Source organism: Cupriavidus sp., from assembly GCF_057315035.1.
Genome location: NZ_DBHKYV010000001.1, coordinates 276,233 through 293,528, shown reverse-complemented (window position 1 = coordinate 293,528; position 17,296 = coordinate 276,233). Strand labels below are relative to the sequence as shown.

General features: G+C 63.3%; 16 protein-coding genes and 1 tRNA gene. 3 read left to right on the top strand and 14 right to left on the bottom strand.

Going from position 1 to position 17,296, the window contains the following annotated elements:
* Nucleotides 1–34: 34 nt before the first annotated feature.
* The 7 genes from pth to ACO550_RS01310 all read right to left on the bottom strand — a co-directional run bounded on the left by pth (nt 35) and on the right by ACO550_RS01310 (nt 6,323).
* Nucleotides 35–631: an aminoacyl-tRNA hydrolase gene (gene pth, locus ACO550_RS01340; RefSeq protein WP_315598533.1), complete on the bottom strand. Its 597-nt coding sequence runs from the start codon at nt 629–631 to the stop codon at nt 35–37.
* A 165-nt stretch (nt 632–796) separates the two neighbouring features.
* The gene (locus ACO550_RS01335; RefSeq protein ID WP_315598534.1) at nt 797–1,414 is read right to left on the bottom strand and encodes a 50S ribosomal protein L25/general stress protein Ctc; all 618 of its coding nucleotides are present in this window, start codon (nt 1,412–1,414) and stop codon (nt 797–799) included.
* Between the two features lie 176 nt (nt 1,415–1,590).
* Complete coding sequence (locus ACO550_RS01330) at nt 1,591–2,544, bottom strand: ribose-phosphate pyrophosphokinase (protein WP_061957223.1); 954 nt, start codon at nt 2,542–2,544, stop codon at nt 1,591–1,593.
* Between the two features lie 94 nt (nt 2,545–2,638).
* Nucleotides 2,639–2,715: transfer RNA gene (locus ACO550_RS01325), tRNA-Gln, on the bottom strand.
* A 64-nt stretch (nt 2,716–2,779) separates the two neighbouring features.
* Nucleotides 2,780–3,658: a 4-(cytidine 5'-diphospho)-2-C-methyl-D-erythritol kinase gene (gene ispE / locus ACO550_RS01320; protein WP_315598535.1), complete on the bottom strand. Its 879-nt coding sequence runs from the start codon at nt 3,656–3,658 to the stop codon at nt 2,780–2,782.
* The gene (gene lolB, locus ACO550_RS01315) at nt 3,655–4,275 is read right to left on the bottom strand and encodes a lipoprotein insertase outer membrane protein LolB (protein ID WP_485993988.1); all 621 of its coding nucleotides are present in this window, start codon (nt 4,273–4,275) and stop codon (nt 3,655–3,657) included. The genes ispE and lolB overlap by 4 nt, the downstream gene beginning before the upstream one ends.
* Before the next feature lie 176 nt (nt 4,276–4,451).
* On the bottom strand, nt 4,452–6,323 hold the full coding sequence (locus tag ACO550_RS01310; RefSeq protein ID WP_485993986.1) for a tetratricopeptide repeat protein: 1,872 nt from the start codon (nt 6,321–6,323) through the stop codon (nt 4,452–4,454).
* Between the two features lie 242 nt (nt 6,324–6,565).
* Here ACO550_RS01310 and mutM point away from each other — a divergent pair, with 242 nt between their 5' ends.
* The 3 genes from mutM to mutY all read left to right on the top strand — a co-directional run bounded on the left by mutM (nt 6,566) and on the right by mutY (nt 11,061).
* Nucleotides 6,566–7,438 (top strand): bifunctional DNA-formamidopyrimidine glycosylase/DNA-(apurinic or apyrimidinic site) lyase, encoded by an 873-nt coding sequence (mutM, locus tag ACO550_RS01305; RefSeq protein WP_315594239.1) that lies wholly within the window; start codon nt 6,566–6,568, stop codon nt 7,436–7,438.
* Between the two features lie 349 nt (nt 7,439–7,787).
* Nucleotides 7,788–9,731 (top strand): dynamin family protein, encoded by a 1,944-nt coding sequence (locus tag ACO550_RS01300; protein ID WP_315594240.1) that lies wholly within the window; start codon nt 7,788–7,790, stop codon nt 9,729–9,731.
* Between the two features lie 157 nt (nt 9,732–9,888).
* Entirely contained in the window at nt 9,889–11,061 is a 1,173-nt protein-coding gene (gene mutY, locus ACO550_RS01295; protein ID WP_315594241.1) for an A/G-specific adenine glycosylase, read from the top strand.
* Between the two features lie 13 nt (nt 11,062–11,074).
* Here mutY and ACO550_RS01290 read toward each other — a convergent pair whose 3' ends face one another.
* From ACO550_RS01290 to ACO550_RS01260, 7 genes are all read right to left on the bottom strand, one after another.
* On the bottom strand, nt 11,075–11,728 hold the full coding sequence (locus ACO550_RS01290; RefSeq protein ID WP_315594242.1) for an LON peptidase substrate-binding domain-containing protein: 654 nt from the start codon (nt 11,726–11,728) through the stop codon (nt 11,075–11,077).
* 58 nt (nt 11,729–11,786) lie between these two features.
* Nucleotides 11,787–12,674 (bottom strand): RNase adapter RapZ, encoded by an 888-nt coding sequence (rapZ, locus tag ACO550_RS01285; protein ID WP_315594243.1) that lies wholly within the window; start codon nt 12,672–12,674, stop codon nt 11,787–11,789.
* Nucleotides 12,675–12,792: 118 nt separating this feature from the next.
* Entirely contained in the window at nt 12,793–13,122 is a 330-nt protein-coding gene (locus ACO550_RS01280; protein ID WP_315594244.1) for a PsiF family protein, read from the bottom strand.
* Between the two features lie 273 nt (nt 13,123–13,395).
* Nucleotides 13,396–14,367, bottom strand: coding sequence for an HPr(Ser) kinase/phosphatase (gene hprK, locus ACO550_RS01275; RefSeq protein WP_008650955.1), 972 nt, complete (start codon nt 14,365–14,367; stop codon nt 13,396–13,398).
* 64 nt (nt 14,368–14,431) lie between these two features.
* Complete coding sequence (locus ACO550_RS01270) at nt 14,432–14,887, bottom strand: PTS sugar transporter subunit IIA (RefSeq protein WP_315594245.1); 456 nt, start codon at nt 14,885–14,887, stop codon at nt 14,432–14,434.
* Nucleotides 14,888–15,364: 477 nt separating this feature from the next.
* Nucleotides 15,365–15,718 carry a ribosome hibernation-promoting factor, HPF/YfiA family gene (hpf, locus tag ACO550_RS01265; RefSeq protein ID WP_315594246.1) on the bottom strand — a complete coding sequence of 118 codons (354 nt, stop codon included), beginning with the start codon at nt 15,716–15,718 and terminating at the stop codon, nt 15,365–15,367.
* 50 nt (nt 15,719–15,768) lie between these two features.
* On the bottom strand, nt 15,769–17,250 hold the full coding sequence (locus ACO550_RS01260; protein ID WP_315594247.1) for an RNA polymerase factor sigma-54: 1,482 nt from the start codon (nt 17,248–17,250) through the stop codon (nt 15,769–15,771).
* Nucleotides 17,251–17,296: the final 46 nt, after the last annotated feature.

The following is a 17,296-nucleotide window of genomic DNA, read 5'->3' as shown; positions in this document are numbered from 1 at the left end:
GCGGGGTTTTCTTCATATCGACGACTATCGGAAACTAGCGTCCGGTATGCAGTTCCATCATCGCGCGTTCGCTCTCGCCGCGTGCCAGCACGCCCAGCGGCCCCATGCAGCGGTCGATGGCTTCGTCGATGGCCTGTTGTTCTTCCTTGCGAGGCGGCTTCAGCACGAAATTGACCACATCCTCGCGTCCGCCCGCGGTGCCACCCGGGGCATTGCGCGGGTGGCCCACGCCGATGCGCAGGCGCCAGTAGTCCTGCGTGGTCAGATGGGCCGAGATATCCTTGAGCCCATTGTGGCCACCCGAACCGCCGCCGCGCTTGAGCTTGACCGAGCCCGAAGGCAGGTCCATCTCGTCGTGTGCCACCAGGATTTCGTCGGGCAGTATCTTGTAGAAGCGTGCCAGCGAGACCACCGACAGGCCGGAGCGGTTCATGAACGTGGATGGCTTGAGCAGCCACACGTCCTGGTCCCATAGCCGTGCGCGGCCCGCCAGGCCGTGAAAACGGCCTTCCACGCGCAACGTGGTGCTGCCCATGCGGGCGAGCTGGTCAACGAGCCAGAATCCGGCGTTATGGCGGGTGGCCTCGTATTCCGCCCCGGGATTGCCGAGGCCGACGATAAGCTTGATCATGCGTTCGAAACGATAGTCGGTTCGCTGGGACAGCTCCACAGCGATAGATTCAGGCGATTCAGGCGAGACAGGATACGCGAAAAGAACCGCGAAAAAAAACCGCCGGCGAACCGGCGGTTTTTTCGACGCAGGGTGGCAGGGCCACCCGGGCATCAGCAGCCTGCTTTAGGCAGCCGGCGTTTCGCCAGCTGCGCCGCCTTCGGCGGTTTCCGACGCCTGGGCACCAGCCGGCAGCGTGATGCTGGCGATGGCAGGGTTGTCGTTGCCATGGGTGATGGCAGTAACGCCCTTCGGCAGTTGCAGGTCCGACAGGTGGATGATCTGGTTCAGCTCAGCCTTTGCCAGGTCCACTTCGATGAACTCGGGCAGGTCGGCCGGCAGGCACGACACTTCCAGGTCGTTCAGGATGTGGCTGACGATACCGTGGCCCAGCTTCACGCCAGGAGCGGTTTCCTGGTTCATGAAGTGCAGCGGCACCTTCACGTGGATCTTGTCCGTGGCCGACACGCGTTGGAAGTCAACGTGCAGCACCAGCGGCTTGAACGGGTGCATCTGGAATGCGCGCAGCAGAGCCTTTTCGCTCTTGCCAGCCACTTCCAGGTCCAGGATCGACGAGTGGAACGCTTCCTTCTTCAGGGCGTGCCACAGCGCGTTGTGATCCAGTTCGATCATCGTCGGTTCGGCAGCGCCACCGTAGATGATGCCGGGCGTCTTGCCCGAATTGCGCAGGCGGCGGCTCGCACCCGTACCCTGTACGCTACGTTCGAAAGCTACAACTTTCATGTTCAACTCCAGATGTGAAGAAGGCTGTCCGCGACCAGACAGCCTCGACGAAGCAGTACGATGCAAAACCGTACCGCTTGAATCACATTGGCCGCCCAAAGGCAGCCAATGCAGTAAAGCCTAAGATTCTAGCAGGTATTTGCCAGTACCGAGCCGCAAGGCCCGGTTATGCCCGGTCAGGCGTCGGCAAACAGCGACATGATCGAGTCGCCCTTCACGATCCGGGTGAAGGTCTCGGCCAGCAGCGGGGCGGTCGAAACCTGGCGGATCTTGCCAGACTGGCGCGCCTCGTCGGACAACGGGATCGTGTCGCAGACCACCACTTCGTCCAGCGCCGACGCTGCGATACGTGCAGCGGCACCACCCGACAGCACCGGGTGCGTACAGTAGGCGAACACCTTCAGTGCGCCACGTTCCTTGAGCACCTGGGCAGCCTTGCACAGCGTGCCGCCGGTGTCGATCATGTCGTCCATGATCACGCAGTTACGGCCGGCCACTTCACCGATGATGTTCATCACCTCGGAGACATTGGCCTTGGGGCGACGCTTGTCGATGATGGCCAGGTCGCAGTCGAGCTGCTTGGCCAGTGCACGGGCGCGCACCACGCCGCCAACGTCCGGCGATACCACCAGCAGGTCGCCGTAGTTCTTCTCGCGCAGATCGCCCAGCAGAACCGGCGATGCGTAGATGTTGTCGACGGGAATATCGAAGAAGCCCTGGATCTGGTCGGCGTGCAGGTCCATCGTCAGGACGCGCTCGACACCGGCTACTTCCAGCATGTTGGCCACGATCTTGGCCGAGATGGCCACGCGCGCCGAACGCGGGCGGCGATCCTGGCGGGCATAGCCGAAGTAGGGCATGGCGGCGGTAATGCTGCGTGCCGACGCGCGCTTGAGCGCATCGACCATCACCATCAGTTCCATCAGGTTGTCGTTGGTCGGCGCGCAGGTGGACTGCAGCACGATGACGTGCTTGCCGCGAACGTTTTCCTGGATTTCGACCTGGACTTCGCCGTCGGAGAAACGGCCGACCAGAGCTTTGCCCAGAGGAATGCCGAGGTGCTGTACAACAGCCTCCGCGAGTTTAGGGTTGGCGTTGCCGGTAAATACCATCAAGCCTTCGACGCTCATTCGGGGCACCTGTCTTGCTGCTGGGGGAGCTTGGCGCTACCGGCAACTACCGGTAGCGAATTTCTGCGTGTCGCAAGGACACTATAGGAAGTAATGGCAGGGGAAGAAGGATTCGAACCTTCGAATGCCGGAATCAAAATCCGGTGCCTTGACCAACTTGGCGACTCCCCTACACAACCTTTGCCGTTTGTCGCCGAACCGAACTTTACTTCAGTACTTCGCCAAACGAAAACCTTTAGATGAAGCTTTCGAGCGGGTGATGCGACAAACTTCTCGCACACCTGCCATCCCATTCGGACGGCAACCTTTCCATCACCTTCTGCGCACTCTGCTCGTCATCAAAACGGGCAAACACACAGGCTCCGGAACCGGTCATCCTTGCATGTGGACTGTACTGTCTCAACCATTCAAGGGCTCGGGCAACTTCACCGAATTTCGCTGTTGCTATCGCTTGCAAGTCGTTGCGACCGAAAGCGAATTTGTTTGTGCAAGCAGCGAAGTCCGCAACTATAGAGATCGGAGAATCCCTTGTCAAGCGTTCGTCCGAAAAAATTGCTGCAGTCGGTACATGCTGGCGCGGATGGATGACCACGAACCAGCTGTCGGGTAGCGTGACCGGCGTCAATTCCTCGCCCACGCCTTCGGCAAATGCATTCTGGCCGAACACGAACACGGGTACGTCCGCACCCAGCGCCAGGCCAATCCGCATCAGTTCCGTGCGCGGCAAATTGGTGCCCCATAGATGGTTCAGCGCCAGCAGCGTGGTGGCCGCATCGGATGAGCCGCCGCCAATGCCGCCACCCATCGGCAGGATCTTGTCGATGGCGATGTCGGCCCCGAATTGCGTGCCGCTGGCCTGCTGCAACGCGCGTGCCGCGCGCACCACGAGGTCGGTGTCGGCCGGTACACCGGGAATGTCCGTGGTGCGTGCAATCACGCCATCGTCACGGCGATGGAAGTGCAGGGTGTCCGACCAGTCGATCAGCTGGAACACCGTCTGCAGCGTGTGATAGCCGTCGGGCCTGCGGCCCGTGACATGCAGGAACAGGTTGAGCTTGGCCGGCGCCGCGCAATTGCGCAGATCGGCGGGGGGCAGGGCGTTGCCAGCGGTCATTGCCGGGTCTCCGGATCGATCACGAGCCGCACTGACAGCGGCGCTTCATTGCCATCGCGCGCCATGTCGATGCGGCGCGGTTGCGTCGAGGGCGCGGTGGTGCCCTCAGGGGTGTCCTGCCAGGCCACATAGCGTACGGTCCAGCCGTTCTGCCTGAGCGTGTCCGGGCGGCCATCGGCATCGCGCGTGATCTTCGACTGCGATCCGGGCGCGGGACGGCCGTGAAGCCAGTCACGCATGCCCGACACCGGCAGCGAGAAGCCCAGCGCCTGTTCCATCAGGCTGTCCACCTCGGGGGCATTGCGCGGCTTTTCGTTGGGCAGGTCGAGCGTGGCGCCCGAAGGTGTACTCGTGACCACGGCCAGGGTCTGGCCCAGCGGCGAGACCAGGTCGAGCCGCACGTTGCGGCCCTGTTCTTCCCAGCGGAAGCTGCCCTGCACGCCTTCACTGCGCCCGTAGCGCGTGTAGTTGGCGGCGAAGCGGCCGGAGTAGTGTTCGCTGCGCGCGGATTCGCCGGTGTCGAAATTGCGCGTTGGCGTGATGCTGGCGCACGCGGCAAGCCAGAGCGGGGCGGCCAGGCAAAGCAGGGCCAGGCGTCGGGAGCGGAGCATGGTCATGGTTGGCGGGATGAGGCATGGCCGCAGGCGTCATTGACGCCTGCGGGTCTCATCAGATCTCGGCGGGTCTGCAGGTCTGCGGATCATCAGAACGACGCGCCCGGGCAGGGGCCCGGGCGTTTGCATGATACGCAATGCGGATTCAATGCGGATGACTTTGCGGATTGGTTTGCTGGCTACTTGGACAGCAGCAGGTTCTGGTTGTAGCGGCGCAGCGTATCGATCAGCGTCTGGTTCTCGGGCTCCACCTTGGCGGCCTCGTTCCAGGTCTTGCGTGCCTCGTCATGCTGGCCAAGTTGCCAGAGCACCTCGCCCAGATGCGCGCCGATCTCGGCCTCGGGGGCCTTGGAATACGCGTTCCTGAGCAGGTCTGCGGCGGGCTGCAGTTCTCCCTGGCGATATTTCACCCAGGCCAGGCTGTCCATGATGTACGGATCGTCCGGGCCGAGTTCAGACGCGCGTTCCAGCAGCTTGCGGGCTTCGGGCAAGCGCTCGTTGCGGTCGGCCAGCGAATAGCCCAGCGCGTTGTAGCCCTGCTTCTGCTCGGGCTGCAGCGTGATGACCTTGCGCAGGCCACGCTCCATGCTGTCATAGCGCTTTTCGCGCTCGTCGAGCATCGCCAGTTCATAGATCCAGTCAGCATTCTGCGGCTCGGCCTTCACGCGTTCATCGAGTACCTTGCGCGCACGGTCGTAGGCCTTGCCATCGAGCAATGCACCGACTTCGGCCTGGCGGATCGCGGTCATGCGCTGGTTGCGCTGGATCGGGTCGGGAATGTCCTCGGCGTCGGCCAGCAGGTCGCCAAACACGGCCTGGGCGTCGTCGAGCCGGCCCATGCGCACCAGCAACTGTCCGCGCTTGGCCTGCGCCGCCGTGGCCAGGCGGCTGTCATCGATCTTGTCGAGCCATGCAATGGCTGACGCGTAGTCTTTCTTTTCCTCGGCGATCTGTGCCAGGTACTGGAACGCGATATCGGGATTGGCGGCCGGCGATTTCTCGGCCATCTGCAGGTATTCCTTCAGATAGCGCTCGGCATCGTCATAACTGCGCGCCTGCAGGCTGGTCAGGCCCAGCGCCAGCGGCACCCGTGGATCGTTCGGGGCGACCTTGCGCAACACCTCGAACTCGGCGCGCGCGGCCTCCATGTCGTTCTTCTGCAGGTACAGGCGTGCAAGCGTGATATGCCCGTTGACCGACGACGGCGACTTGGCCAGGAAGCGCTTGAGCACCTCGATCGACTTGTCCGGGGCGTTCTCGGCCTGGAGCTCGGCCGACATCAGCGCGGCGGGCTCAAGATCCGGCTTGATGCGCAACGCCTGGTCCAGTTCGGTCAGTGCGCCGGCATTGTCACCCGCGGCCTCGCGCGCGCGCGCCAGCGCCAGGTGCGTTTCGGCCAGCTTCGAGTCGTTCGCGGTGATGCGCTGGAGTACGCCGACGGCGCCGGCCGGATCACTGGTGCGAGACAACTGCTGCTGCATGAGCAGGATGGCTTCGCCACGGTGCGCGGCGGGGGCGGCAGCCAGTTGCTGGATCAGCAGTGGCTCGGCGTCTTCCCAGCGGCCATTCAGTACCAGCAGGGTCGACAGGACCTGCCGTGCAGCGGGCGACTTGGGCGCCAGTTCAGTCCAGAGCCGCGCGCTGTCGAGTGCCTGCTGCGCGACGCGCGCATTGAATGCGATCTCGGTGGCACGTTGCGCCATGCGCGGATCGCGCGTATCGCGCGCAAGGTCCATGTACGTGCGGTAGGCCGGACCCACCAGTCCACGCTGCAGGGAAATTTCCGCCGCCAGCACGCGATACAGGATTTCCGGCGTCAGTGCGACATCGGGCAGTGGCGTTCGTGCCGCCTTGGCTGCGCCGGAGGGTGCCGGAATGTCGATGACTTCGTCATCGTTCTGGGCAACCGTTGCCGGTGCGGCATGGGCCAGCGATGCAAACGCCAGGCACGCGGCCACACCCAGGGCGCGCGCATGGCGACGGAAGCGGGATGCGTTCATCGGCGTGGATTCCGGGCGCATGGCCTGAGAGGACGAGAAGAAGTCCGGCATGAAATCAAAGCTCCGGCGCACGGGGGCGTAGGAATGGATGGAGGCATTGTAGCCTGCCGCTACAATGCCCTGCTTGCCCCGCAGGGCGCTTACGTATGGGAACCCGCACAATGCGCGGCCAGCGGCAGGGAATTCCCTGCGTGATTGGAGCGCAAAAGCGCACCAGAGGTTCTGCGGGTTCTGCGAGGTTTTGACGCCGAGCCAGGAAGCTGGGCCAATGCAGGGCGGGAGACAGGGGCGCGATGCCAGAATTGCCGGAAGTCGAAGTCACGCGGCGCGGGTTGCTGCCGCATGTGGTGGGTTGCCGCATCGTCGATGTGACGGTGCGTCACCGCGGCCTGCGCTGGCCCGTGGAGCCCGAGCTCGAGGCGCACCTTACCGGGCGCGTGATTCATCGCATCGAGCGTCGCGGTAAATATCTGCTGCTCGAATGCCTGCCCGCTCCGGAGTCCGACGCCGCGCCCGGCTGGCTGCTTGTGCACCTTGGCATGACCGGCACGCTGCGCGTCTATCCCGATGCGCCGGCCGCCGGCCCGCACGATCACCTCGATCTTGTGCTGGCGCCCGAGGCGGGGCAGGACGGACGCCCCGCCATGGTGCTGCGTTTTCGCGATCCACGGCGTTTCGGGGCCATTGTCTGGACCCCGCTGGCCGAATCGGCGCTGGCCGAACATCCGTTGCTGAAGCGGCTCGGGATCGAGCCGTTCGATCCGCGCTTCGACGGTGCCTGGATCCATCGGCTGACGCGCGGCCGGTCCGTGGCCATCAAGCAGGCGCTGCTGGCGGGCGAAATCGTGGTGGGTGTCGGCAACATCTATTGCTCCGAAAGCCTGTTTCGCGCGGGAATCCGCCCGACCACGCCGGCCGGCCGGATCAGCCTGGCGCGTTGCGAAAAGCTGGCCGAGGCCGTGCGCGCAACGCTGGCCGAAGCCATTGCCCGGGGCGGCAGTACCTTGCGCGACTTTGTCGGCAGTGACGGCAGCAGCGGCTACTTCCAGCTTGACTGCTTTGTCTACGACCGTGCCGGCGAACCGTGCCGGGTCTGCGGTACGCCGATCCGCCAGATCGTCCAGGGACAGCGATCGACCTTCTACTGTCCGCAGTGCCAGCATTGACGGCAGGCTTGCAAGCCTGAAGGCCGGTTGCCGGAGTTGACCTGACAACTGTCCGGTGCGGCGCCGCTCATCGCAATCCGGTGGCAAAACATTGTTGCAATGATTTGCCGATGGCTCGGCGCAACACTCGCGATACATGAACGCAACAAGGGACGCGAATTCCACAAAATCCGCGCAGAAACCTGTATCGTGTGCGCAGTCATAAAAAGTTACAAAAACAGCCGGATCGCCGTATCTAGCGACCCGGCAAGCCGCCTGACATCGGGTCCGCGGGTCAACGGGCAAGCCCGGCGCCAGGCGTGAAATACGCGCCCAAAAACATAAATCCGAGCCGACACAGCGATCACTCATGACGAGCCTCGCCCATCAATTCGAACAATATGGCGCCTGGAGAACCGGGGTCCTCCAGTCACTCGCCGAATTCCAGTCCTGGCTGCAAGAGTACGACCTGCATGACGCCACCGCGGACGACCGCGCGCAGCGCATCCAGAACGTGCTCAAGAGCGACCGGCTCAAGGTGGCGTTCATTGCCGAGTTCTCACGCGGCAAGAGCGAACTGATCAACGCGATCTTCTTCGCCGACTATGGTCGCCGCATCCTGCCGTCCTCGGCCGGCCGTACGACGATGTGTCCGACCGAGCTGCGTTACGACGAGAACGAGCCGCCCAGCATCCGGCTGCTGCCGATCGAGACGCGTTTGCAGGACGCCTCCACGGCCGATTTCATGGAGCCCGGTACTGCCAACTCGCACTGGACCACGGTGCCGCTCGACCCATCGTCGCCAGAAGGCATGCTCGCGGCCTTCCAGCATGTGGTGGAAACGACGCGCGTGACTCCGTCGATGGCCGAATCGCTGGGCCTCTACAACGAGAACGATCCCGACGCCGCCTATTCGGTCGATGCCGACGGCATGGTCGAGATCTCGCGCTGGCGCCATGCGGTGATCAATTTCCCGCACCCGCTGTTGCGCCAGGGCCTGGTGATCCTGGATACGCCGGGCCTGAACGCGATCGGTACCGAGCCGGAACTGACGTTGCGCCTGATTCCCGATGCCCACGTCGTGGTGTTCGTGCTGGCCGCGGATGCCGGCGTGACCAAGAGCGACCTTGCGTTGTGGCGCACCCACGTTGGCGCAGGCCATCGCCGCGGTTGCCTGGCCGTGCTCAACAAGATCGACGGCCTGTGGGATCCGCTGAAGACGTCGCCCGAGATTGCCGGGGAAATCTCGCGCCAGGTACGCTCCACGGCGCAGACGCTGGGTATCGAGGAGCGTCGCGTGTATCCGGTATCGGCGCAGAAGGGTCTGGTGGCCAAGGTCACGCATGACCAGCCGATGCTCGTGCGCAGCAACCTGATGCAGTTCGAGAACGTGCTGTCCGACCAGCTGATTCCGCAGCGGCGCGAGATCGTGTCCGACCAGGTACAGCGCCTGGTGCAGGACATGTCGCGCGGCGCGCAGCAGCTGCTGCAAAGCCGCCGCCGCGACATCGTCGAGCAGTTGTTCGAACTGCGCGGCCTGCGCGGCAAGAACCATGCGATGGTCAAGCACATGCTGATGCGCGTGCAGAGCGAGAAGGAAGAGTTCGAGCAGAGCATTGCCAAGTTCCAGGCGCTGCGCCTGGTGTTTGGCCGCCATAGCTCGGACATCATCAAGAGCCTGCAACTGCGCGATGTACGGCGCACCATGCGCGACAAGCGCGAGCAGATGAAGGAACGTTTCTTCTCGCGCGGGTTGCGCGAAGACATGGAGAGCCTGTTTGCCCAGTTGACCGGGCTGATCCAGGACGCCGACCAGAAGATTGCCGGCCTGCATCAGCTGGTGGACAGCATGTACCGGCGCTTCAACGCCGAGCATGGCTTTACGCTGCCGTCGCCGATGCAGTTCGTGACGTCGCGCTACGCCGCGGAGTTGCAGGAAACGCTGGCGCTCGTCAATGCGCACTTCGGCACGGTGAACATGCTGACGCGCTCGCGTCCGCAACTGGTGCAGAACGCATTCGCGACGATGGCCAGCCGCGTGCTGGAGAACTTCCGCGACCTGAACCGCGATATCGAGATCTGGCTCAAGTCCGTGATGACGCCGCTGGAAGCGCAGGTGCGCGAGCACCAGAAGCAGTTGCGTCGCCGGGTGGATTCGATCGAACGCATCCACGAAGCCACCGACACACTGGAAAGCCGTATTGCCGAGCTGGAAGAAGTACTCAACGGCCTCGACGAACGCAGCACCAAGATCGAGTACTTCACGCGCAAACTGGTGGAAGCCCCCGAAGAAGCATCCGTTCGCGCGGCGTAGCTGTGGGGGCGCTCCCTTCTCCCGCGCGCGGGAGAAGGGCTGGGGGAGAGGGTCGGCGCATCGAATGCCGTCGCGCCGCAAGAAAGCCTGACACCCCCGCCGATGTATCATGTAGCGCCGCCCAAGAGCGGCGCTTTTCTTTTCCAGACTCCCCGCAATGCCCCGCAAGACTGCCGCCGCTCCTGCCGCTGTTCCCGCCATCGCTCCTGTTACCGAAGCGATCGCCGTACCGTCCGATTTCGGCATGCGCGTGGTTGCGTGGCAGCGCCAGCACGGCCGGCATGACCTGCCCTGGCAGAACACGCGCGATGCCTATCGCATCTGGCTCTCGGAAATCATGCTGCAGCAGACCCAGGTCGCTGCCGTGATCGACTACTTCCAGCGCTTCGTCGCCGCGTTGCCTACCGTGGCTGCGCTGGCGGCTGCGCCGGCCGACGAGGTCATGGCGTTGTGGGCCGGGCTTGGCTACTACTCGCGCGCGCGCAACCTGCATCGCTGCGCCAAGACCGTCGTCGAAGAGCACGGCGGCGTATTTCCGACCGATCCGGCGGTGCTGGTCACCTTGCCTGGCATTGGCCGCTCGACCGCGGCCGCGATTGCCGCATTCAGCGCGGGCGTGCGTTCGCCAATCCTGGACGGCAACGTCAAGCGTGTGTTTGCGCGTGTGTTCGGCATCCATGGTTATCCTGGCGAGCGTGCCATCGAGACGCGCATGTGGGCGCTGGCCGCGCACGCGTTGCCGCCGGCCGGCGCGGGCCAGGCTGAGAACATGGTGGCCTATACACAGGGTTTGATGGATCTCGGCGCGACAGTCTGTTCGCGCGGCAAGCCTGCATGCCTGGGCAATGCCGACACGTGTCCGCTATCGTCCGATTGCGTGGCACGCCGCGACAACCTCACGGCAATACTGCCAACGCCGAAGCCGCGCGCGGCCATTCCCGAACGCAGTACCGTGATGCTGATCATGCGGCATCGGCGCGATGTGCTGGTGGGCCTGCGACCTGCCAGCGGCATCTGGGGCGGCCTCTGGAGCCTGCCCGAGATGGTGGACGATGCCGTGCCCTTCGATGCCGAAGCCGCCGAGGATGCCGCGATGGAGGTTGCGCGTCAGTTCGGCCAGCCCGCGCGCGCATACCTTGCCGGCGAGCTGACGCACGTCTTCACGCATTTCCGGCTGCTGATTCGTGCAATCCGCATCGATCTCGACGCTGCCACGCCGCGCGTCAATGGTGACACCCGCTGGTTGTCGCTCGACGATCTCGATGCGCTCGGCACGCCCGCGCCTGTGCGGCGCCTGCTCGAGGATCAGGCCAGGATCGGGCTGTTCTGATCGCGCATGGCGATCAAACGATGTGGTGTTGCCGCATATAGCGGTGCACGATCTCGATGCGCATGCCTGCATCGGGCAGTGCCATCAGCATTTGCTTGGCCTTGAGCGGCACGGGCAGCAACTCGCACAGGCGATTGGCGACCCAGGTGGGATCATCCCAGAGATAGGGCTCGGCAAAGGGCAGCCGCGACTTGTCGGGCTGTTCGGCGTGCAATGACGATACGATCCGGCGCAACGCGGCCAGGCATTCGCCCAGCAGTTCAAGCTTGCAGTCGATGACATCGTCGGGCAGCAATTCCGCCTCGGCCACCAGCAGGCCGTCGTCCCGCGTGGTACGCGATAGCACCCGAAAGCGCTGGCGGCCGCGCGTCTCGATCAGCAGCACGCCGAGCTGCTCCATATTGCAATCGACGATTTCCGCCAGGCAGCCGATTTCCTCGGGCTCCGTTGTGTGGCCAGGGCGTGCCACCTCTTCGCCACTGGCGATCAGGCAGACGCCGAATGGCGTGGTGTCGCGCATGCAGTTGCGCACCATGTCGACGTAGCGTTTCTCGAAGATGCGCAGTGGCAGGCGGCCGTCGGGAAAGAGGACCGTGTTCAGCGGGAACAGCGGCAGCGCATCCAGGGTGGGCGAGGTGGGTGCGGTGTCGGCGGAAAGTATCGACATGCGAATGGCCGCTCCAGTAGCGGGACGGCGCCAGCGCGCCACCCCTCAAGCCCGCGTGTCAGCCGGCAGCGGCCATTTCGCGGTGTCTGACCAGCACATTACCATGGGCCCGGAAATAGTTGGCGAGTCTTTCCGCGATGAAGACCGAGCGATGCTGCCCACCGGTGCAGCCGATGGCCACCGTCAGGTAGCTGCGATTGTCGGCAATGAAACTCGGTAGCCACTTCTCGACGTAGGCGCGGATGTCCTCGGCCATGGCCAGCACCATGGGCTGGCTCTGCAGGAAGTCGATGACCGGGGCGTCGCGTCCCGTGAGCGGACGCAATGCCAGGTCGTAATACGGATTGGGCAGCGAGCGCACGTCGAACACGAGGTCCGCGTCGCTGGGCACGCCGTGCTTGAAACCAAACGATTCGAACAGCAGCGTCAGCGGCTGGGATTCGTTGTCGGGGCCGCTGCGGATCAGTTCCTTGATCCAACTGCGCAGCGTGTTGGTGCGGACATTGCTGGTATCGATACGGTGCGCGGATTCGGCCAGCGGACTGAGCAGCTCGCGTTCCATCTCGATGGCCTCGATCAGCGAGGTATCGTCCGGGGCATCCGATCCGGTGCCCGATTCCACCCGTGTCGATAGCGGGTGGCGGCGGCGTGTCTCGGAATAGCGCTGCACCAGCGCGTCGGTGTTCGCGGTCAGGAACAGCACCTGGACGTGATGCTTGGCCGACAGCTCGCGCACGGTATCGGGCAGTCGGGCCAGCGATTCGCGGCTGCGAATGTCGGTGGCCACGCCAAGATGCGAATAGCCCTGGTCGGCCAGGTAGGTGGCAAGCTCGGGAATGAACTGGGCTGGCAGGTTGTCGACGCAGTAGTAGCCTGCATCTTCCAGGACGTTCAGGGCGACCGACTTGCCGGAGCCGGAAATTCCGGTGATAAGAATGATCCGCATAGCGACGCAAGGATAGCACCGCAAGGTGGCCGCGTCATGACAGCCTGTTGCAAACAAAAATGGCGAATCGCATGCGATTCGCCATTCATTGGGGGGAAACCTTGTTGTCCCGGTGCGATCAGGCGGCCGGTTTGGCCGACAGGCAGTCGCTCATGGATTTCTTGTAGTCGTCGCCCTTCTTGCCCTTGTTCTGCTTGCTGCAGGCGGACATCTTGTCCTGCTGGGTCTTCGGTTCGGCGGCGGCCGGCGCGGTGCCCGACAGGCAGTCGCTCATGGACTTCTTGTAGTCGTCACCCTTCTTGCCCTTGTTCTGCTTGCTGCAGGCCGACATCTTTTCCTGCTGGGCGGTCTTGCCCGCAGCGGGAGCCGGGGCCGAAGCACCCTGGGCAAACGCGCCCGTGGCAAACAACGGGGTCACCAGCACACACATCGCGATCAGTTTTTTCATGCTTCTCTCCTGGCTGTGGAAAAACATCGTGGCCGCGCGCCATTGTCTGGATGCTGCAAGCTGGCTGGCGGTACCGCACTGGGCTCGATGCCCATTACAGCACAAAACGGTAAGCGGCCATAGGCCGTTGACGCGACGCATGCTGGGGCTTGTAAGCAATTGAAAACCGCGATTGAGACGCGCCAATGAAAAACGCCCGTCCTGGCCGGGCGGGCGTTGGTGCGGCAGGCGGGGCGGCTTGCGGACCGGCGTGCGGACCGGCGATACGGGTGCTTAAAGCAGTCGTCCCTGGCCGCGCGACACCACATCGGCCTGCATGGCGGCTCGCTGGCGGTCCATGAAGTCACGCAGCGTGTCGATACCGCGCAGGCGCAGGATCGTATTGCGCACGGCGGCTTCCACCAGCACGGCAAGGTTTCGGCCAGCCGCCACCTGGATCTTGACCATGTGGATCGGCAGGCCGAGCACGTCGAGGTATTGCGAGTCGAGCGGCAAGCGCTCGAATTCGCCGTCATTGCGACGTACCAGCTGCACCACGAGCTTGAGCTTCATCTTTCGGCGCACCGCGGTTTCACCGAAGATGGTCTTGATGTCGAGCAAGCCAAGGCCACGCACCTCAAGCAGGTTCTGCAGCAGCGGCGGGCAGCGGCCTTCGATGAAATCGGGGCCCAGGCGCACGAAATCCACGGCGTCGTCGGCCACCAGGCCATGGCCGCGCGAAATCAGTTCCAGGCCCAGTTCGCTCTTGCCCAGGCCCGATTCGCCCATGATCAGCACGCCCATCCCGAGGATGTCCAGGAACACCCCATGCATGGTCACGCGCGGTGCCGAGATGCGCGACAGGTACAGGCGCAGGTGGTCGATCACAGCCGCGGAGGACACCGGGGTGGTGAACAGCGGCGTTGAGGACCGCGTGCAGCGCAGTTCCAGGTCGGGCGGCGGTTCCATGCCGTCGGCCACTACCAAAAACGGCGGCTCGAGCAGGATCAGTTCGCCCATCTGCCGCTTGCGCGGTTCGTCGTCGAGTCGCTGGTAGTAAAGGATTTCGGGCTTGCCCAGCACCTGGATCCGGTTCGGGTGGATCAGGTTCAAGTGGCCGACCAGATCCGCGGCCGAGGTGGCTTCGCGTGCGAATTCCACATCGAAGGCACGATCGGCCCCTTCCAGACCTGCGACCCACGACAGTTTGATGTCGGCTGCGTTGTCGTCGAAGATCGACTGCGAGGTGACGCCGGTGAGTTCCATGCGGGATGACTTTCTGGGATGGGGCGGGGATGGCTTCAGGCGGCCTGCGCGGCCAGCCTGCACATCATGGGTGCCATTCGGTAAGCAACTGGTGGACAGCCTCGGGCGTGGGCAGCGTGGCCAGGCCTTCGCGCATTTCCCGGTCCGACAGCAACTGGGCAATTTCCGAAAGAATTTCCAGATGCTGCTGCGTTGCCTGTTCCGGCACCAGCAGGAAGATCAACAGCGAGACCGGCTTGCCGTCGGGCGATTCGAAAGGAATCGGTTCCGCCAGGCGCATGAAGCCGGCCAAAGGCTGCTTGAGGCCCTTGATGCGGCCGTGCGGAATGGCCACGCCAGCACCGAGGCCGGTCGAGCCAAGCGATTCGCGTGCGAAAAGGTTGTCCGTGACGATGGCTCGGGCCACGCCATGGTTGTTCTCGAACAGGAGCCCGGCTTGCTCGAAGACCCGCTTCTTGCTGGTGACGGTGACGTCGAGGTGGATGTTGCCGGGTGGCAGCAGTTTGGCCAAACGATTCATGGGCGATGCACGAGAAGTCTGAGTGGCAAGCCGGCGCGCATGGACCAGCCCGCCGAGTTGGGGCAAACAGGATATTGAGTGCTATGAAGACGCCCGCATTGGAGCGTCCGGCCATTATAGAGCAGGGCTGCCATGCACTTGTGCATTGCAGCGCCGGCGCCGCGGGTGGTGCCGCGAACTTGCCGACCGGTGTGCCCACCCGGAGTCGCCGCCGGCATCGTACGGTCGTTTGCCGCACGGTATGCCAGGCCGGTACATCGGGACCGTTCTGCCTGTGGTTTTGTATGGCGCAGCATACACCGAGCGGCGCGCCTTGCGAACACCCCCGGCCAAATCTAATCGCGGCGAGCGTGGCGTCAAGGTAACGAGCCGCGTGGTGGCTGCCCGGCACCGGAGCATCAAAAAAGCCGCGCAAATGCGCGGCTTTATCTCTTCTTATCGATCCTCTCAGGGAGCAACCTTCAATGGGTTGCCGCCTTATTGTTGCTGTAGCTGCTCAGCGGCCATCTGATACTTGACCGCTTCCCGGTCGTGCCCTTGCACGCGGTCCTTGTAGCGGATCACTTGCCGGTCGAGCTTGTCGACCAGAGAGTCGATCGCCGCATACAGGTCTTCATGATGCGCTTCGACGAAGATGTCCTTGCCCTTGAGATGCAGATTGATTTCCGCGTACTGACGCCGGTCCTTTTCCTTGTGGTTGTCGACAGATAGCAGCACGCTCACGCCAATGACCTGATCGAAATGCCTGACAATCCTCTCCAGTTTCGTTTCCACATACTCACGCAGCGGCGGCGTGATGTCGAGGTGGTGTCCACTGATCTTGAAGTTCATAGCGCTTCTCCTTCTGAAAGAGCCGCACCAGGCAGGCGGTTGCGGCTCGGCTACAAAGACTTGCGGAGATTGACTGCGGGGATTTTCAGCGCTTCGCGGTATTTGGCCACCGTGCGGCGTGCGACCACAAAGCCCTGTTCGCCCAGCAATTCGGCGATGCGGCTGTCGGAAAGGGGATTCCTGGGGTCTTCGGCTCCTATCAGTTGCTTGATCAGCGCGCGGATCGCCGTGGATGAGGCCGCGCCGCCCGTCTCCGTGGAGACGTGGCTACCAAAGAAGTACTTCAGTTCGAAAGTACCCATTGGCGTGGCCATGTATTTGTTCGTGGTCACCCGGGAAATGGTCGACTCATGTAAACCGAGTGTATCGGCTATTTCCCGCAAAACCAAGGGGCGCATTGCTATTTCCCCGTGCGAAAAAAAGTTCTTCTGACGTTCGACAATTGCCTGCGCCACACGCAGGATCGTGTCGAAACGCTGCTGAATGTTCTTGATGAGCCACCGCGCTTCCTGCAGCTTCTGCTGCAGTCCTGCGGCACCCGCTTCTCCTTTTGCACCGCGCAAAATCTGCGCGTACATGTCGTTGATGCGCAGGCGTGGCATCACGTCCGGATTGAGTTGCGCAATCCAGCCGCTACCGCTCTTGCGCACGAACACATCCGGCACCACGAAATCTGCTTCCGGACGGCTATACGCATGTCCTGGATACGGTGCCAGCGAGCGGATCAGATCATGCGCCGCCTTTAATGCTATTTCGTCAACCTGAAGCGCTTTCTTGAGCCGCGTGTAATCGCGCACGGCAAGCAGTTCCAGATGATGATTGACGATCGACAATGCCAGTTCGCGCTGCGGATGCTTGAGTCGTCGCAGTTGCAGGCTCAGGCATTCCGCGGCATTGCGTGCGCCCACGCCGGGCGGATCAAAGCTCTGCAGCAGCGTCAGGATCGCCTGCACTTCATCGACTTCGAACTCGAGTTCTTCCGGGAGTTCCGTGCAGATTTCCTCGAGTGACGCCCCGAGGTATCCGTCGTCGTCGAGCGATTCGATCAGGAAGATCGCCAGGCCCTTGTCGCGCGTGGAAATCTTCAGCGGCGTGAGCTGCTCCATCAGGAACTCGCGCAGCGTGGGATCGGCATCGCGCAACTGCATCGGCGTCTTCTCGTCCTCGTCGCCTTGCGGGCGGCGCGCGAAATCGTCGAGGCTCCAGTCGTTGCCATAGTCCTCGGTGCCGGAATCGCCAAAGCTGTCCTCGTCGCCGCCGGCGGCGCCTTCGGCACGATCCTCGCCATTGGACTGCGGTTCGGCGGGCGCCGGGGCCGGCGCGGTCTGCAGGTTCACCGAACCGTCCGCCGCCACGCGCAGCGGGCTCTCGATCCAGTCGTTCTCGCGTTCGAGCAGCGGGTTTTCCGTCAGCGCCTGCTCCACTTCCTGCTGCAACTCCAGCGTGGAGAGCTGCAACAACCGGATCGATTGCTGCAGTTGCGGCGTCAGGGCCAGATGCTGGGAAAGTCGGAGCTGAAGCGATGGTTTCATGCGACCTATTCTATGCGCATCTTTCCGTTGTTGGAACGGAAATTGC

Excerpts from the sequence above, each read along its gene's own strand:
- pth (WP_315598533.1), bottom strand. The coding sequence starts at position 631 with ATGATCAAGCTTATCGTCGGCCTCGGCAATCCCGGGGCGGAATACGAG.
- ACO550_RS01335 (WP_315598534.1), bottom strand. The coding sequence starts at position 1,414 with ATGAAAGTTGTAGCTTTCGAACGTAGCGTACAGGGTACGGGTGCGAGC.
- ACO550_RS01330 (WP_061957223.1), bottom strand. The coding sequence starts at position 2,544 with ATGAGCGTCGAAGGCTTGATGGTATTTACCGGCAACGCCAACCCTAAA.
- ispE (WP_315598535.1), bottom strand. The coding sequence starts at position 3,658 with ATGACCGCTGGCAACGCCCTGCCCCCCGCCGATCTGCGCAATTGCGCG.
- lolB (WP_485993988.1), bottom strand. The coding sequence starts at position 4,275 with ATGACCATGCTCCGCTCCCGACGCCTGGCCCTGCTTTGCCTGGCCGCC.
- ACO550_RS01310 (WP_485993986.1), bottom strand. The coding sequence starts at position 6,323 with ATGCCGGACTTCTTCTCGTCCTCTCAGGCCATGCGCCCGGAATCCACG.
- mutM (WP_315594239.1), top strand. The coding sequence starts at position 6,566 with ATGCCAGAATTGCCGGAAGTCGAAGTCACGCGGCGCGGGTTGCTGCCG.
- ACO550_RS01300 (WP_315594240.1), top strand. The coding sequence starts at position 7,788 with ATGACGAGCCTCGCCCATCAATTCGAACAATATGGCGCCTGGAGAACC.
- mutY (WP_315594241.1), top strand. The coding sequence starts at position 9,889 with ATGCCCCGCAAGACTGCCGCCGCTCCTGCCGCTGTTCCCGCCATCGCT.
- ACO550_RS01290 (WP_315594242.1), bottom strand. The coding sequence starts at position 11,728 with ATGTCGATACTTTCCGCCGACACCGCACCCACCTCGCCCACCCTGGAT.
- rapZ (WP_315594243.1), bottom strand. The coding sequence starts at position 12,674 with ATGCGGATCATTCTTATCACCGGAATTTCCGGCTCCGGCAAGTCGGTC.
- ACO550_RS01280 (WP_315594244.1), bottom strand. The coding sequence starts at position 13,122 with ATGAAAAAACTGATCGCGATGTGTGTGCTGGTGACCCCGTTGTTTGCC.
- hprK (WP_008650955.1), bottom strand. The coding sequence starts at position 14,367 with ATGGAACTCACCGGCGTCACCTCGCAGTCGATCTTCGACGACAACGCA.
- ACO550_RS01270 (WP_315594245.1), bottom strand. The coding sequence starts at position 14,887 with ATGAATCGTTTGGCCAAACTGCTGCCACCCGGCAACATCCACCTCGAC.
- hpf (WP_315594246.1), bottom strand. The coding sequence starts at position 15,718 with ATGAACTTCAAGATCAGTGGACACCACCTCGACATCACGCCGCCGCTG.
- ACO550_RS01260 (WP_315594247.1), bottom strand. The coding sequence starts at position 17,250 with ATGAAACCATCGCTTCAGCTCCGACTTTCCCAGCATCTGGCCCTGACG.